General features: G+C 60.4%; 14 protein-coding genes. 6 read left to right on the top strand and 8 right to left on the bottom strand.

The genetic code is table 11. From position 1 onward, the window contains the following. Nucleotides 1-297 precede the first annotated feature (297 nt). A complete protein-coding gene (locus CO660_RS28890) occupies nt 298-2,199 on the bottom strand; it encodes a murein L,D-transpeptidase (protein ID WP_097601489.1) in 1,902 nt (633 codons plus the stop codon). Nucleotides 2,200-2,274: 75 nt separating this feature from the next. Further along, nucleotides 2,275-2,604, bottom strand: a complete 330-nt coding sequence (locus CO660_RS32985) for a hypothetical protein (RefSeq protein ID WP_141504936.1) — start codon at nt 2,602-2,604, stop codon at nt 2,275-2,277. On the opposite strand from CO660_RS32985, the gene fumC reads away from it, so the two are divergent. Next, a complete protein-coding gene (gene fumC / locus CO660_RS28885) occupies nt 2,603-3,994 on the top strand; it encodes a class II fumarate hydratase (RefSeq protein WP_097601488.1) in 1,392 nt (463 codons plus the stop codon). The two genes, CO660_RS32985 and fumC, sit on opposite strands and share 2 nt — an antisense overlap. Before the next feature lie 176 nt (nt 3,995-4,170). Here the strand turns inward: fumC and CO660_RS28875 are convergent, their stop codons facing one another. Then, entirely contained in the window at nt 4,171-4,998 is an 828-nt protein-coding gene (locus CO660_RS28875; protein WP_097601487.1) for a VCBS domain-containing protein, read from the bottom strand. Nucleotides 4,999-5,246: 248 nt separating this feature from the next. Between CO660_RS28875 and CO660_RS28870 the strand changes: the two genes are divergently transcribed. The 3 genes from CO660_RS28870 (at nt 5,247) to CO660_RS28865 (ending at nt 8,544) form a co-directional block, all read left to right on the top strand. Beyond that, a complete protein-coding gene (locus CO660_RS28870; RefSeq protein WP_097601486.1) occupies nt 5,247-6,854 on the top strand; it encodes a fumarate hydratase in 1,608 nt (535 codons plus the stop codon). Nucleotides 6,855-7,056: 202 nt separating this feature from the next. Continuing rightward, on the top strand, nt 7,057-7,239 hold the full coding sequence (locus tag CO660_RS32980) for a hypothetical protein (RefSeq protein WP_141504934.1): 183 nt from the start codon (nt 7,057-7,059) through the stop codon (nt 7,237-7,239). Between the two features lie 237 nt (nt 7,240-7,476). Next, entirely contained in the window at nt 7,477-8,544 is a 1,068-nt protein-coding gene (locus CO660_RS28865; protein WP_085778392.1) for a GGDEF domain-containing protein, read from the top strand. A 191-nt stretch (nt 8,545-8,735) separates the two neighbouring features. On the opposite strand, the gene CO660_RS28860 is transcribed toward CO660_RS28865, so the two are convergent. Further along, on the bottom strand, nt 8,736-9,347 hold the full coding sequence (locus CO660_RS28860) for a pyridoxamine 5'-phosphate oxidase family protein (protein ID WP_097601485.1): 612 nt from the start codon (nt 9,345-9,347) through the stop codon (nt 8,736-8,738). Nucleotides 9,348-9,383: 36 nt separating this feature from the next. Continuing rightward, nucleotides 9,384-10,358, bottom strand: a complete 975-nt coding sequence (locus tag CO660_RS28855; RefSeq protein ID WP_097601484.1) for an alpha/beta fold hydrolase — start codon at nt 10,356-10,358, stop codon at nt 9,384-9,386. A 47-nt stretch (nt 10,359-10,405) separates the two neighbouring features. Here CO660_RS28855 and CO660_RS28850 point away from each other — a divergent pair, with 47 nt between their 5' ends. After that, nucleotides 10,406-10,873, top strand: a complete 468-nt coding sequence (locus tag CO660_RS28850) for a MarR family transcriptional regulator (protein WP_097601483.1) — start codon at nt 10,406-10,408, stop codon at nt 10,871-10,873. Nucleotides 10,874-10,975: 102 nt separating this feature from the next. On the opposite strand, the gene CO660_RS28845 is transcribed toward CO660_RS28850, so the two are convergent. Next, the gene (locus CO660_RS28845; RefSeq protein ID WP_097601493.1) at nt 10,976-12,166 is read right to left on the bottom strand and encodes a low temperature requirement protein A; all 1,191 of its coding nucleotides are present in this window, start codon (nt 12,164-12,166) and stop codon (nt 10,976-10,978) included. Nucleotides 12,167-12,194: 28 nt separating this feature from the next. Continuing rightward, complete coding sequence (locus CO660_RS28840) at nt 12,195-12,569, bottom strand: DUF971 domain-containing protein (RefSeq protein ID WP_020921463.1); 375 nt, start codon at nt 12,567-12,569, stop codon at nt 12,195-12,197. A gap of 183 nt (nt 12,570-12,752) precedes the next feature. On the opposite strand from CO660_RS28840, the gene moaA reads away from it, so the two are divergent. Further along, nucleotides 12,753-13,799, top strand: a complete 1,047-nt coding sequence (moaA, locus tag CO660_RS28835) for a GTP 3',8-cyclase MoaA (RefSeq protein ID WP_097601492.1) — start codon at nt 12,753-12,755, stop codon at nt 13,797-13,799. A 207-nt stretch (nt 13,800-14,006) separates the two neighbouring features. On the opposite strand, the gene CO660_RS28830 is transcribed toward moaA, so the two are convergent. Continuing rightward, entirely contained in the window at nt 14,007-14,957 is a 951-nt protein-coding gene (locus CO660_RS28830) for a sugar-binding transcriptional regulator (RefSeq protein ID WP_097601482.1), read from the bottom strand. Nucleotides 14,958-14,962 lie beyond the last annotated feature (5 nt).

Raw genomic sequence — 14,962 nt, 5'->3', positions numbered from 1 at the left:
TCGCCAACACAATCCTCTTTCGAAAGACCGAATGGACGCCCCAATACCGGAAAAATTGAACATGGTTGCTCCCCGCTGGGTAGAAGGGACAAGCCTCTGATCCCCTGCTCCCATCAAAACGTCCCATTGTTACGAGGTGTGCGCCGCTTGTTCCCCCTTCTACCCAGCGGGGAGAAGGGGGCCCGAAGGGTCGGATGAGGGGCGGCACGGCGCATCCGCATATTGCAGCACGCAGACACCCCAATAACGAAACGGGCGGCCCGAAGACCGCCCATTCAATAGCCCAATAAACCTGTATTAGATCTGCGCCCCACGCGCCTTGGTCGTCGCGTCGAAAGCCTTCTCGACATAGGCGTCACGGCCGTAAACGTCATCGAAATACTCCACCACTCCGTCCTTGTTCGGCCAGGCAGTGAAATAGGAGACGTAGACCGGGATCTTCTGCGGCACTTTCACCGCATGGTTCTGCCCGCTTGCAATCTGCCTGGCGACATCGTCAACCGTCGTGCCGAGCACGGCGGCTGCCATCGCGCGCGGATTGGCAAGGCGGACACAACCGTGGCTGAGCGCCCGCATGTCGCGCTTGAAGAAGCTCTTCGAGGGCGTATCGTGCATGTAGATCGCGTGGCTGTTCGGGAACAGGATCTTCAGTTCGCCGAGGGCGTTATCGCCGCTTGGCGGCTGGCGCACCGAAACATTCGCGGTCGAGCCGTACCAGTCGACGCTGGACGAGGCGACGGCATGGCCATTCACCTCAACCTCATAACCGAGCTGATCGAGGTAGTTGGGGTCCGAGCGCAGCTTCGGCAGCATTTCGTTGATGATGATCGACTGCGGCACGCCCCAGAACGGGTTGAACTCCACCGTCTCGATCTCGTCGTTGAAGAAATAGGTCTGGTTGTTCTTGCCGCCGACCACCACGCGCATAGACAGCTGTTCCTTGCCGTCATTGTGGTAGTAGGCCATGTAGGCCGGCTGGTTGATCATGACGTAACGGGAACCCAGATCTTCCGGCAGCCAGCGGACCTGTTCCATGGCGACGACGAGCTTGTCGATCTTCGAGGCATTGGTGTCGCCGCCGGTCATGGCGCGCACTGTCGCCTGGCCGATAACACCATCCGGCTTCAGGCCGTGCTCTTTCTGGAAGTCCTCGACGAGTGAGACGATGTCTGGCGAATAGTCGCTGCCTCCGGCGTAAGCTGCGAACGTCGCCACATGATTGGTCTTCAGTGTCTCGGACCCGTGCTTCTGCAGCGCCTTGACGATATTGGCGATCTCGGGCGAGCTGTCGCCGGGTCTGAGCAGGCCCTGGAGCGAAATGACGATCTGCTCCTCATTGCTATCGGCAGCGCGAAGCTTGGCAAGCTCCGCCTTCAGCGCCTCGAACTGCGTACTATCGGGCGAACGACTGGCGATGTAGGCGCCGGCATTGGGGCTCATGCGGGCAAGCTTCAGCACCGGCGCCAGATTGACGACCTTGCGCTGGAAATCGTGATAGCCGGAAATCTTGTTCGGATCGATGCGGCCGCGGACCGTGTCCTGCACGAAGGCAAGCACCTTGGCCGAAAGTTCGAGCTCGAACTGCGTCAGCGCCCGGTCGCGCGCAGCAGGATCGGGATTGGCCGGATCGACCGCCGGCGCCTGCACGGCGTAATCGGCAGGGTCGAGACCCACGGAAGCCGCATCGGCCAGCGCCGCCATTGCCGACTGGGCGCGCTCGTTGATCTGGTTACCGTCGACCCAGACGAGCGGATTGCGGCTGTCGCTGTAATAGGTTTCGAGCGCCTTGGCGACGTCGGCATTGGCACGAACCTTGGCCTGCGCCAGGAAGCGGCGCTGCGCCACCGGTTCGGAATCGCTCCCAGGAGAAACCTCAGCAACCGCACCAGTGACGATAGGATCGGCAAACTTGCTGGTATCGACGAACTGCAGGGCTTCGGTCTTATAGGTGTAATAACGCGGACCGCTGACCTTCGGCAGCGGCGCCTCCGGATCAAGCCCGCCAAGCGATCCGCCTTCGCCGCCACGTGGCGCCACCCGCCCGGGCGGCATCTGATCCATGAAAATGGTGCTCTGGGTCCGCTGCCTGTCGCCGCGCAGCATATCCATCAGCGTATAGGCATGCGCGGGAGCGGCCATCATTGCCAGGCCGCAGGAAAGTGCCAATGCGGATACCGCGCTTTTCAAAACGAACGTCATATATATTCCAGTCCCGATGTCATGCTGTTCTCAGCTCAAATCCCGCGAAACTCAAGCAGCGTAGGGCCTCATTGATCAGAAACCGGCCTTCGCCGCCAGCGCTGGCGGACTCAATTTCATGTGAGAGAAATCCTGCGCGGCGCCGCACAGCAGTTCACACAAAATTATGAAATTATTAGTTAATTTTTTACCGAATTTTCGCCGCCGGACCAGTACGGCAAAAACGCGCCGATGCATAAAATTTCCAACGTGGCCGAAAAGGCACGCCGCTCGGCCGGCGCAAACATGACTGTGAGTATCAATATTTCGCACAGCATCCTGTTTTGTTACCCTGGTTTCCAACCTATAAGACCACATCTTTCGAAGATGCCAGAAAACAGCATGCGAGAGGAAGGCAAGGCTCATGACCGCGACCCGCACCGAAACCGATACTTTTGGCCCCATCGACGTCGCCGCCGACCGATATTGGGGCGCCCAGGCGCAGCGTTCGCTCGGCAATTTCAAGATCGGCTGGGAAAAGCAGCCGCTGTCGATCGTCCGCGCACTCGGCATCGTGAAACAGGCGGCCGCCCGCGCCAACATGTCGCTCGGCCAGCTCGATCCGGCGCTGGGCAAGGCCATCGTCGACGCCGCCCAGGAAGTGATCGACGGCAAGCTCGACGAGCACTTTCCACTGGTCGTCTGGCAGACCGGTTCCGGCACACAGTCCAACATGAATGCCAACGAGGTGATCTCCAATCGTGCCATAGAAATGCTCGGCGGCGTCATGGGTTCCAAGAAGCCGGTGCATCCGAACGATCACGTCAATATGAGCCAGTCGTCGAACGACACCTATCCGACGGCCATGCACATCGCCTGCGCCGAACGGATCGCCCATCACCTGCTGCCCTCGCTGAAGCACCTGCATGCCGCCCTGGATATGAAGGTCACGGAGTTCAGCCACATCATCAAGATCGGCCGCACCCATACTCAGGATGCCACACCACTGACGCTCGGCCAGGAATTCTCCGGCTATGCCGCCCAGGTCGGCTCGGCCATCAAGCGCATCGAAATGACCCTGCCCGGCCTCTGCGAGCTCGCCCAGGGCGGCACCGCCGTCGGCACCGGCCTCAACGCGCCGGTCGGCTTTGCTGAGAAAGTCGCCGAAGAGATTGCAGATATCACCGGCATCCCCTTCGTCAGCGCGCCGAACAAATTCGAGGCGCTTGCCTCGCATGACAGCATGGTCTTTTCGCATGGGGCCATCAATGCGGCGGCTGCCGCCCTCTTCAAGATCGCCAACGACATCCGCCTGCTCGGCTCCGGCCCGCGCGCCGGTCTCGGCGAGCTGGCGCTGCCGGAAAACGAGCCCGGCTCCTCGATCATGCCCGGCAAGGTCAACCCGACCCAGTGCGAAGCGCTGACGCAGGTCTGCATCCACATCTTCGGCAACCACGCTGCACTGACTTTTGCCGATAGCCAGGGCCATTTCGAACTCAACGTCTACAATCCGATGATGGCCTATAATTTCCTGCAGTCGGTGCAACTGCTTGCCGACGCCGCCGTCTCCTTCACCGACAACTGCGTTGTCGGCATCGAGGCGCGCGAGGACAATATCAAGGCCGGCCTCGAGCGCTCGCTGATGCTGGTCACCGCCCTCGCCCCCAAGATCGGCTACGACGCCGCCGCCAAGATCGCCAAAACGGCGCACAAGAACGGTACGACGCTGAAGGAAGAAGCGCTTGCCAGCGGCCTGGTGACGTCGGAAGAGTATGACGCGATCGTGCGCCCGGAAACGATGATCGGGCCGAAGTAAAAGGGCGCGATACGCAGCCCCTCATCCGCCTGCCGGCACCTTCCCGCTTGCGGGGCTAAGGGAGGTAGCCGCAACCCCTTCGTCCCTCGCCAATCTCTCGCAGGGCACGTCCCCTCGCCCCGTTTTTACGGGGAGAGGGTTAGGGTGACGGGCACACACGGCACACCAGACAAGCCTCAAACCAACAGCGAAAAATTGTCCATCACCACCGAATTGCCCATGAAGTCGAAGCGGATTTCTTCGATGTCTTCGATATCGACCTCGAGATTGGGCCCGGTAACCTCGAGTTCCTGCTGATAGACGATCTGGCCGTCGCTCAAGGCTGTGAGCGTCAGGTGAAAGGGCGACGCCGACAATTCGGCGATCGAAACGCTCTGAAAGGTGAACTCCCCGCCATCGACCATCTTCAGGGTTACGGGCGCAGAACCCGGCGACAGAACGGTATCGCTGAAACGGTCCTCGGTAATGGCGTCGACGCCCGGAATGGTATCATAGACGATGCCGTTCAGAAGCGTCAGGTCGTGGCTGCCGTTCACGGAGAGCGCAAAGCCACGGTAATTGGGAAGAGAGAAATCATCTGCCCTGGATAAGACTCCCATATCATCGAAATCCAGGACCTCGTGGTATTTTTCGTCTTCGTTGACGCCGTCGATCGCCAGGGTCAGCACGCCGAGATCCGTGCCCCCGGAGCCATCGGACATCTTGTAATTCAGCTTTTCGATGAGCTGATCGGACTTACCCAAATTCTTCACCACGTCGAGCGTGTAATCCAGCTCATATGTGAAGTGACCGTCAGGTGTCACTTTGAAGGTTCCGTACTTGCCCTCAATGATCGTTTCGTGGTCAGGCCCATGTTTGGCGTCGATGCGGACGCCATTGACGAAGCGAACATACATGGCCGCTCCTTCGGGATCGCTGGCGAGGCGCAGCAGATCGCCCCTGATCCAGTCATGTTCGAAAAAAACGAGAAGGTCGTCGACAGCAGTTGGCTTTGCATTTGTCATTGGAAGCCCCGGCAGGTTAACGCTGCCGGGAATATGAACCGGGCTTGAACTGAAGGCAACCTGAAGTCGGCCGCTTCGCGACAGATCTCGCTTTCGCCTCGCTTATTGCGTGTGCCGGGCAGGTTGCAAAATGTGGCACGATATGGCCCCAGCTCCAGACTCCGCCCCATCCTAATTGCATTTGCTTCGCAGCAGATTTAGACCGGGTCCAATTTTAGCGACGCACGCCCACCAGAAAGGTCACTTGGATGGCTGACGATCTCTTCCCGCTTGGCAAGGATGCCACCCCCTATCGCAAGATCAGCAGCGATTACGTCTCGGTCGACAATTTCAAGGGCCAGGAAATCCTGACGGTTGATTCCGAGGGAATCCGGCTGCTTGCCGAAACCGCCTTTGCCGACATCAACCACCTGCTGCGCCCCGGCCATCTGAAGCAGCTTGCCGCCATCCTCGACGATCCTGAAGCGACCGACAACGATCGTTTCGTTGCCTATGATCTGCTGAAGAACGCCAATATCGCCGCCGGCGGCGTGCTGCCCATGTGCCAGGACACCGGCACGGCGATCATTATGGGCAAGAAGGGCCGCAAGGTCTGGACAGAGGGCGGTGATGCGGCGGCGCTTTCGAGAGGCGTGCTCGACGCTTATGAAAAGAAGAACCTGCGTTATTCGCAGCTCGCGCCGATCAAGATGTTCGAAGAGAAGAACACTAGGAATAACCTGCCGGCGCAGATCGATATCTATGAGGAAGGCACGGACTCCTACGACTTTCTCTTCGTCGCCAAGGGCGGCGGTTCAGCCAACAAGACCTTCCTCTATCAGGGTACGCCTTCGCTTTTGACCCACGACCGGATGATCGACTTCCTTAAGGAGAAGATCCTGACGTTGGGGACGGCAGCCTGTCCTCCCTATCATCTGGCGATCGTGATCGGCGGCACCTCGGCGGAGATGAACCTGAAAACAGTCAAGCTTGCATCGACCCGTTATCTCGACGAACTGCCGACCGAAGGCTCCGAGAGCGGCCATGCCTTCCGCGACATCGAAATGGAAAAGGAAATCCACAAGCTGACGCAGCAGATGGGCGTCGGCGCTCAGTTCGGCGGCAAGTATTTCTGCCATGACGTGCGCGTCATCCGCCTGCCCCGCCACGGCGCCTCGCTGCCGATCGGCCTCGGCGTCTCCTGTTCCGCCGACCGCCAAGCCAAGGGCAAGATTACCCGCGACGGCATCTTTGTCGAGCAGCTCGAAACCGATCCGTCGAAATACATGCCGGAGATCGACGAAGCGAAACTGTCGGAATCGACCGTGCATATCGACCTCAACAAGCCGATGGCCGAAGTGCTCGCCGAACTATCGAGGCACCCCGTCAAGACGCGCCTTTCGCTGACGGGCACCATTATCGTCGCCCGCGACCTCGCCCATGCCAAGATCCGCGAACGGCTGGAGAAGGGCGAAGGCATGCCCGACTACCTGAAAAATCACCCGGTCTATTATGCCGGCCCCGCCAAGACGCCGGCCGGTTATGCCTCCGGCTCCTTCGGCCCGACGACGGCCGGCCGCATGGACAGCTACGTCGACCAGTTCCAGTCCTTCGGCGGCTCGATGGTGATGCTCGCCAAGGGCAACCGCTCGCGCGCCGTGCGCGAGGCATGCAAGAAACATGGCGGCTTTTACCTGGGTTCGATCGGCGGCCCCGCCGCCCGCCTCGCCAAAGACTGCATCCGCAAGGTCGAAGTGCTGGAATATCCTGAGCTCGGCATGGAAGCGGTCTGGAAGATCGAGGTCGAAGACTTTCCCGCCTTCATCGTCATCGACGACAAGGGCAATGATTTCTTCCAGGAACTGAATTTGGGGTGATTGTCTGGTGTGTCTTTGAAGTCAGGTGAAGGGGCAGCTGACGGCTTGCCGTAAAGCCCCTCATCCGCCTGCCGGATAAGGCGCCGCACGGCGCGACCTTCCGATATTTGCGCGCTTACTGATTATCTGCGGCGCTTATCACATCTCCATCATCCACCCGCGCCAGAATCTCCGTCCGGAATGCGCCGGCAAAGAGACGGGCATGCTCCAGCAGCAAGGCACCGCCTGCGAAGACGATGAAAACGAGGATGACGAAAAAATGGCGCGGCCGCTTTCCATGATCTTACGTCCTGGCTTTTTGGCGGTGTCGGGTTTGGCGGTGAACTGTCATTCCGCATTGCTTCCGAAAATAGGAAACAACCAAAACTTGCTGTCGACAAGATGAATACGATCTCTAAGGAGAAGAGAACTGTAAGTTTTTTAAATACCGCCTCCCGCGCAACGGGTATGCACTGTCCCGATAAGGATACGTTTTTCCTTGAAAAATCATAGACGTACTTGAAGTACTGACCGACCGCGAAGTTTTCATATGTAATCTTTGGTATATGTCGCTTTAATCTTTTCCCAAGAAATTTAAGCTAACAAATAAATATTGCCTTCGAAGAAATGAGGAGTTTGCCGGATGAATACGGCTGTCGCGCCCAAGGTGCAGGTTCCCGACGTAGCGGGCCAGATCACCTACGCAATGCGCTCGATGGGCGTCGCGCCGATACCCCGCAATTACGAACTCTTCTACGAGGCCTATATCGGCTCCAATCCGGCGCTCACCCGTGAACTCGCAGCTCTCGGCAGCCAGGCGACCCAGGCCGAACTCGATGCGCTGGGCGCGCAGTATTTCACCAGCAGCCCCGCACGCGTCTTCGACGATGCCCATACGCGCATATCAGGCGAACTCGACGGCCTGCTGCGAATCCTGAGGCAGGAGCAAAGTTCGCTCGAAAGCTATACAAGGCTGCTCGGCGAGACCCATAAGCGCATCACCTCCAAGAGCAATGCCAGCGCCGAATTGATCGAAAGCGCTATCGAACTTTTGAGCCAGGCGACTGGCGATACCATGGCGCATGGCGAACGCACCGTCGAGGACGTCGTCCAGCGCTCGCAGGAGATGGACCAAGTCCGCAAGGAACTCGATGAATACAAGCGCATCGCCAACACCGATTCACTGACGCGCCTTTCCAACCGCCGCGCCTTCGATGACCGGCTGTCAGCGGTCTTCAACAATCCCGGCATGCGGCCGGTAACCGCCCTGCTGCTCGCCGACATCGACAACTTCAAGAAGATAAACGACACCTACGGCCATCCCGTCGGCGACAAGATTCTCGCCACCGTCGCCTCCGTCATCCGCAGCAATGTCCGGCGAGACGTCTTCGTCGCCCGTGCCGGCGGCGAGGAATTTGCCCTGATCATCGAGGGCAACACAGCCGAGGAAGTGACGGCTATCGCCGAACGCATCCGCCGCACGCTGGAAACTACGCCGTTCAAGAATTCCCGCACGCGGGTGAATTACGGCCCGATCACCGTTTCGATCGGCATCTGCATGGCCTCGAATGCGGAGGATGCCGGCGAGCTTTACAGCAAGACCGACATCGCCCTTTACGGCGCTAAGAACGCCGGCCGCAACTGTATCGTCCTCTATCAGGACGGCATGCAGAAGGACTTCAGCAAGAGCTGGCTGATCTACAAGGCCTAACACGGAACCCTCATGATAAGCACGCTGTCGCCACAAGGTGACAACCTTTCTTTCGTCGTGCTCGGGCTTGTCCCTAGCATCTGCCGCCGGTGCAGCAGATCCTCGGCACAAGGCAGCACAAGGCCGAGGATAACATCGAGTAAAGGGCGAACTCTGTCAAAACTGCGCCGTCACAATGAGATGACAGCGGTTCACCACATCGTCTTCGCCGCCCGTCCCGGCCATTCCCGGTCGTAGGTTTCCTGATCGAAATCGCTGACGGCAGCCTTCAGCATCTGGCCCGGCGTCGGCAAGCTCGCCGGATCGGTAAAATGCCCGGCATTCCAGAGTTCGGCGCGTATCACGGCGCGCGCACACTGGAAATAGACCTCGTCGATCGAAATGACGATGACGGTGCGCGGATGTTTGCCGTCCATCTCGAAACTCGAAAGCAGCGCCTCGTCGTTCGAGACGACGCCGCGGCCGTTGATGCGCATCGTGGTGTTGGAGCCGGGGATCAGTAACATCAGCGCGAGCCTGGGATCACGCACGATATTGGAGAGCGAATCCACACGGTTGTTGCCGCGCCAATCCGGCAGATACAGCGTCTCGTCGTCGACGACGCGCACTACGCCGCCGAGATCGCCACGTGGCGAACAATCAAGCCCTTCCGGCCCGACGGTCGCAAGCGCCGCAAACGGCGAGATTTCGATCATCTGACGGTAAAGCGGCGTCAACCGCTTGGTCACCTTGTCGACCGAAGCCTGTGATAGGCCGGCGCCATAGATGGTATTGAGCTCTTCGATGCTGCTGATGATTTTCATAAAGCGTCCCGCCGCGGCTGATCTTTGCCACGGACGCTACAATGCCGCGCGCCTCGCCGGAAGCTCAAAAAACGGAATGATCTCCGCATCTTTTTTGATGCTTTCGTCGGTTCCCTCGTCCGCGCCGCCTGCGAGAAAGGCCGCGATCGCGCCGAGCACCGGAGGCGCGCCGATTATGCGCCGATGGCCGAAACCTTTCGCCCAGAACAGCCGCACTCTCTTACTCGCCGCGCCGTAACGCCGGGCATGGGCCGCTGACACTTCCTTGTCGTCCTCGGCGTGGATCACCAGGACCGACCGGCCGATCGAGCCCGCCGTATTGTTGGCGTCGAAATCTCCGAGTCTTCGCCCAGTGACACGATGAACCTCATTCTCCAACGCAGCCTGCGCGGCGGCGCGAAGCCCGATCATCCGTCCGAAATCAGTGAAAAGCCAGGCCATATCGCTCGGCGCGCCGATCAGCACCAGTCGCTCCCCGGTAACGGGCGCAGCATCCGGGATCAGGCCCGCCGCCGAGACCATCAGCGCCGCGCCCCCGAAGGAATGGCCAATCGCCGCGTCGAATGCACCGAAGCGCTCCCCTGCTGCCGCGATCGCCTGGACCGCAAGCCCCATATGCAGGAAACGGCCACCCGCGCGCCCATGGCCGGGAAAATCGAGCGCCACCACCTCGGCACCTGTCGCCGCCAGCATCGAAAGGAGATCGGCCATGTAGACGGCGCTCGAGCCCCAGCCATGCGTGACGAGGTAGCGCTTGCGCTGACCGATCGCACCGCCGTTGAGGCGATAGGCATGCGCTTTGGCGCCGCCGGCAAGCCTGAGGACAAAGCGTTCCGCGCCGGCAAGCAGCGCCGCACCAGCCGCATGTGCCGTCTTTGCCTTCTCTCCCTTCGGCCGCGGCGATGGTGTGCGGCAGAACAGCAGGAATGCCGCCCTGCCCGCCAGCCGCGGCGATATCGCCTGCAGAACCCGAAATCCGAGGCGGGTGACCTCAAGCGCGAAATTTGCCATAGTGGGAATCCAAAAGACTGTTCAACACTGAACAATAAAGTACAACGATGAACAAAAATCAATCCCTGCCCTGGGATCATCCGCGTTTTCGCAGCTGGATCGCGGTGGCGCGCGCCTGCCAGCTGATGCAGCAGTCCCTGACCCGCTCGCTTGCCGATCTCGATATCAAGCCGCCACACCTCGATATTCTGGTCAATCTCTACCGTTTCGAGGCCATTTCGCAGCAGGAACTGGCGCGCAAGCTCCTCGTCGGCCGCTCCAATATGAGCATGCTGCTGCCGCAGATGGAGCAACGGGGTCTGATCGAACGGCGCGGCGACGAGCGCGACAAGCGGGTGCTGCGCCTTTATCTCACCGGCGAAGGCCGCAAAGTGACCGAGGCGGCGATGGCGATCCAGACCGATCTCATCGAACGCACCCTCTCTGAGGAGCCGATCGAACAATGCATGGCGACAGCCACCTCGATGGAGCGCATCATCACCGTGCTGCTGAAAGATCTGCGCGACGATGACTGATGCATGTCGCCCAAAAGTGGGCAGCGGTTTTGGAAGGACGACATGCATAAAAGACCCTCAAGCGCCTCGCATGAACCAAGTTCGAGGCGAGGCGCTTGAGGTTCAATGCAGCGACGGCGCCGTCGATGTGCCGCTCAGCGAGCGATATTCCCAGGCAGCGACGATGATCAGCACTAGCGTCGCCAGGATGCCGAGCAGATAGACCTCGAGGAAGGGCGCTGCGAAAGCTAGCAGGACCACCAGCACCAGGCCGGCAAGATGCGACAGTGGCATCTGCCCGCTGGTCGCGCCCTTGAACCAGAGATTGCCGGCGAGGAACAGACCGGAGCCGCCGAGCACCGCCGCCGCGACGCCGAAGTCACCCGTCTCGTGCGGATGCGAGAACATGAATTCGACCGCCACCGCATGCACGATGATGCCGGCCAGGATCGGGATATGCGCGTAGGTGAAAGCCTGCCGCGCCAGAGCCCCCGGCGTCTCCTCATGCTCGATGCGATGAGCGGCGCGCCCGTGGCCGAAGCGGAAATAGAGCCACCACATGGTGACCGTGCCGATAAAGGCAGTCACGAAGATCAGGCTGGTCAGACCCGAAATCGCCAGCTCGGAAAAGGTGCGGCCTGAAACGAGAATCGCCTCTCCGAGGCAGATGATGACGAAGAGCGCGCAGCGCTCAGCCATGTGCGCGCCGGAAACGTCCCAGTCGCCAGGCCTCGATCGGCCAAGCCCAGGCACCGCAAAGCCCGCGGCTGGCCCCGCATATTCGATCGCAAGTGCTATCAGCCATGCGATAAGCCGGGCTTCATGCTCCAAGAGCCCGCCGGCGATCCAGAAGATGGCGGCGACCGCAAGCCAGCTTGTGATGCGCGCGAAATTCAGCGTATTGGCCCGGTCGACACGCGTCATCGCATAGGTGGCAAACAGCGAGCGGCCGACCTGCATCGTCACATAGGCGCCGGCAAAAAGCAGTCCCTTGTCGCCGAAGGCCTCGGGGATGGAGGCGGAAAGCACTAGGCCCAGCATCATCAGCACGACCAGCATGCCGCGCACCGGCATCTTGTCGGGATCAAGCCAGTTCGTCACCCACGCGGTGAATATCCACACCCACCAGACGGCGAAGGTCATCACTGCCGCTTCGGCAGCGCCGAGAGGCGTATAATGGGCGGCAAGCGCATGCGAAAGCTGCGAGATCGAAAAGACGAAGACCAGATCGAAGAACAGTTCGAGGAAGGTCACCTTGCTGCCGGCGGCGCTGCCTTTGGCGCGCAGCCAGTTCTTTCGATTCGCTTTCGCCATGTGTCCCCCGATGGCCATATATTGAGATTCAGCGCGGCTTTTCCGCCGTGTCGCGGTTCATGCCCTTTTCCCGGAGTTCGTCCTCATAGGCCGAAAACAGCTCCGCCCCCCGTTCGCCCAGTTCGCGCAGGTAGGTCCAGGTGTAGATGCCGGTATCGTGCATATCATCGAAACCGATTCGGACCGCATAATTGCCGGTTGGCGTCATCGAGACGATCGCGACATTGCGTTTGCCCGGCACCGTCACCTTCTGTCCCGGCCCGTGGCCCTGCACCTCGGCCGACGGTGACAGAACGCGCAGGAGTTCGGCCGAAAGATCGAAGCTCTGGCCGTCGTTGAAGGTCACCACCAGCCGCTGCCGGTCCTTAGAAACGCGAAGTTCGCTCGGCCAGATATCGCTCATCTCTATCACCCTCTTTCCCTTGGAGAAGTAGGCGTTCGGCATTTTCGAGGCAAGCGCAAATTAGCGTGTGCGAAATCCGTTTCCCTTGACGGGGCAATCACATATGCACAAATAGAAAGATGTCGCTTGAAAACGGGGCCCATCCCGATCGGCGCGCTTCAAATCCCCGCCGCGGAGGAATTGGTGAATAAGAGAGTGGGAACGATAGGCAACGCATCGCCGCTCACGGCAGATGCGCATCCGATGATCGACCCTTTCGGCCGGGCGGTCACCTATCTCCGCGTCTCCGTCACCGACCGCTGCGACTTCCGCTGCACCTATTGCATGGCGGAGAATATGACCTTCCTGCCGAAGAAGGATCTTTTGACGCTCGAAGAGCTCGACCGCCTCTGTTCGGCCTTCATCGCAAAGGGTGTCAGCAAGATCAGGCTGACCGGCGGCGAGCCGCTGGTGCGCAAGAACATCATGTATCTCGTGCGCAAGCTCTGCGAAAAGATCGGCTCCGGTCTCGATGAGTTGACGCTGACGACCAACGGCTCACAGCTTTCCCGCCATGCCGCCGAGCTTTATGATTGCGGCGTGCGCCGCATCAACGTCTCGCTCGATACGCTCGATCCCGACAAGTTCCGCAAGATCACCCGCTGGGGCGATTTCGACAAGGTCCTGGAAGGCATCGACGCCGCCCAGAGGGCCGGTATCAAGATCAAGCTCAATGCCGTCGCGCTGAAAAATTTCAACGATGCCGAGATGCCCGATCTCCTGCGCTTCGCCCATGGTCGCGGCATGGACCTCACCGTCATCGAAACCATGCCGATGGGCGAGATCGAAGAGGACCGCACCGATCAATACCTGCCGCTCTCAGAGTTGCGCGCCGACCTCGAACGTCAGTTCACGCTAACTGACATTGATTTCCAGACCGGCGGCCCGGCGCGTTACGTCAGGGTTTCCGAGACCGGCGGCCGCCTCGGCTTCATCACGCCGATGACCCATAATTTCTGCGAGAGCTGCAACCGCGTTCGGCTCACCTGCACCGGCACGCTCTATATGTGCCTCGGCCAGAACGACGCCGCCGATCTCCGCGCCGCACTGCGCGCCACCGAAGACGACGCCCTCCTCCACGCCGCGATCGACGAAGCCATCACCCGCAAACCCAAGGGCCATGACTTCATCATCGACCGGACTCATAATCGGCCAGCGGTCGCACGGCATATGAGTGTTACGGGTGGGTGAGGCCCGGCGCCCGCAAAGCGGGGGAGCGATCGATCCAGTGAATCGATCGCAGCGCCGAACACCCTGAGTTCGAACGAGGGGCCGGCATACGGTGCGGCAAACTCCCAAGTATCCAGCCGGGCTCGCGGGAGAGCCTCAGGCCACGACGATCAGCCGTCGTTCTAGAGTGGACCCCCCGGGCGGGTGCGGCGGGCGCTATCCTACCCTTCAGTCGATCAATCGCTGCGCGGTAAACTTGTCGGTCACAAGCATGTCGATGACCCCGACGCGGAGCGCGCCTGCGATCGCGTCGGTCTTTTTGGCTCCGCCGGCAAGGGCGATGACCCGGTCCACCCGTTCGAGATCCTCGAGCGGCAGCCCGATGACCCGGTCGTCAAGCGGCGTCTTCACCGGCTTGCCGTTCCTATCGAAGAAGCGAAGCGAAATATCGCCGACAGCTCCCGCTTCCGCGAGATCGGAGAGCTCGCGGGACGAAAAGATGTTGCCGGAGCGTGCGAGAAGCTCGGACGGTTCCACGGCTCCGATGCCGACGATCGCAAGCGTTATGCTGCCAAACAGGTCCATCGTCTCGCGCACGAACGGGTCGGCCTGCATCAGAAGTTTTGCTTCCCTTGATGTCGTAACGCCCTGTACGGGCAGCAGTTTAGGCTCGGCGCCGGTCAGTCGTGCAAGCCGCGTGGTCAGCTGCGTCGCATGCGTCTGCACCGAAGGATCGCCCATGCCTCCAAGGGTCTGGACGACGAATTTCGCCTGAGCGCTCTTCTGAGGATGGATGTTCTCGACCATCTTGAAGATGGTCTGGCTCCAGCTCGAAACGCCGATGATCTCCCCTGGCGCCAGCGTCACCTCCAAGAGATGCGCCGCTGCCTCGCCGATCCGGGCCATGATGGCCCCGTCCCGATCTTCCGTGCACTCGACGACGATCGCCTCCGGCAGACCGTATTTCTCGCGAAGCGCGCCCTCGAGTTCGCTATAGGTGCCGACGGGAGGGATCACGCTGGTTCTGACGATATCCTCGGCCTCGGCGCGCTTCAGCATGCGCGATACCGTCGCCTGCGACAGGCGAAGGTGCTCTGCGATTTCCGCCTGCCGCCGCCCCTCTATGTGGTACATCTGGGCGACCCTTGAAATGAGGCGGAGTTCGTTGAGGCGAGTCATCGCTA

It is taken from the genome of Rhizobium sp. L9 (assembly GCF_002531885.1).
Classification (GTDB): domain Bacteria; phylum Pseudomonadota; class Alphaproteobacteria; order Rhizobiales; family Rhizobiaceae; genus Rhizobium.
The sequence above is the reverse complement of the archived record's forward strand: the minus strand, read 5'-3'. Positions and strand labels throughout refer to the sequence as shown.

Coding starts and splice junctions, on each gene's coding strand:
- CO660_RS28890 (WP_097601489.1), bottom strand. CDS start 2,199: ATGACGTTCGTTTTGAAAAGCGCGGTATCCGCATTGGCACTTTCCTGC.
- fumC (WP_097601488.1), top strand. CDS start 2,603: ATGACCGCGACCCGCACCGAAACCGATACTTTTGGCCCCATCGACGTC.
- CO660_RS32985 (WP_141504936.1), bottom strand. CDS start 2,604: ATGAGCCTTGCCTTCCTCTCGCATGCTGTTTTCTGGCATCTTCGAAAG.
- CO660_RS28875 (WP_097601487.1), bottom strand. CDS start 4,998: ATGACAAATGCAAAGCCAACTGCTGTCGACGACCTTCTCGTTTTTTTC.
- CO660_RS28870 (WP_097601486.1), top strand. CDS start 5,247: ATGGCTGACGATCTCTTCCCGCTTGGCAAGGATGCCACCCCCTATCGC.
- CO660_RS32980 (WP_141504934.1), top strand. CDS start 7,057: ATGCTCCAGCAGCAAGGCACCGCCTGCGAAGACGATGAAAACGAGGAT.
- CO660_RS28865 (WP_085778392.1), top strand. CDS start 7,477: ATGAATACGGCTGTCGCGCCCAAGGTGCAGGTTCCCGACGTAGCGGGC.
- CO660_RS28860 (WP_097601485.1), bottom strand. CDS start 9,347: ATGAAAATCATCAGCAGCATCGAAGAGCTCAATACCATCTATGGCGCC.
- CO660_RS28855 (WP_097601484.1), bottom strand. CDS start 10,358: ATGGCAAATTTCGCGCTTGAGGTCACCCGCCTCGGATTTCGGGTTCTG.
- CO660_RS28850 (WP_097601483.1), top strand. CDS start 10,406: ATGAACAAAAATCAATCCCTGCCCTGGGATCATCCGCGTTTTCGCAGC.
- CO660_RS28845 (WP_097601493.1), bottom strand. CDS start 12,166: ATGGCGAAAGCGAATCGAAAGAACTGGCTGCGCGCCAAAGGCAGCGCC.
- CO660_RS28840 (WP_020921463.1), bottom strand. CDS start 12,569: ATGAGCGATATCTGGCCGAGCGAACTTCGCGTTTCTAAGGACCGGCAG.
- CO660_RS28830 (WP_097601482.1), bottom strand. CDS start 14,957: ATGACTCGCCTCAACGAACTCCGCCTCATTTCAAGGGTCGCCCAGATG.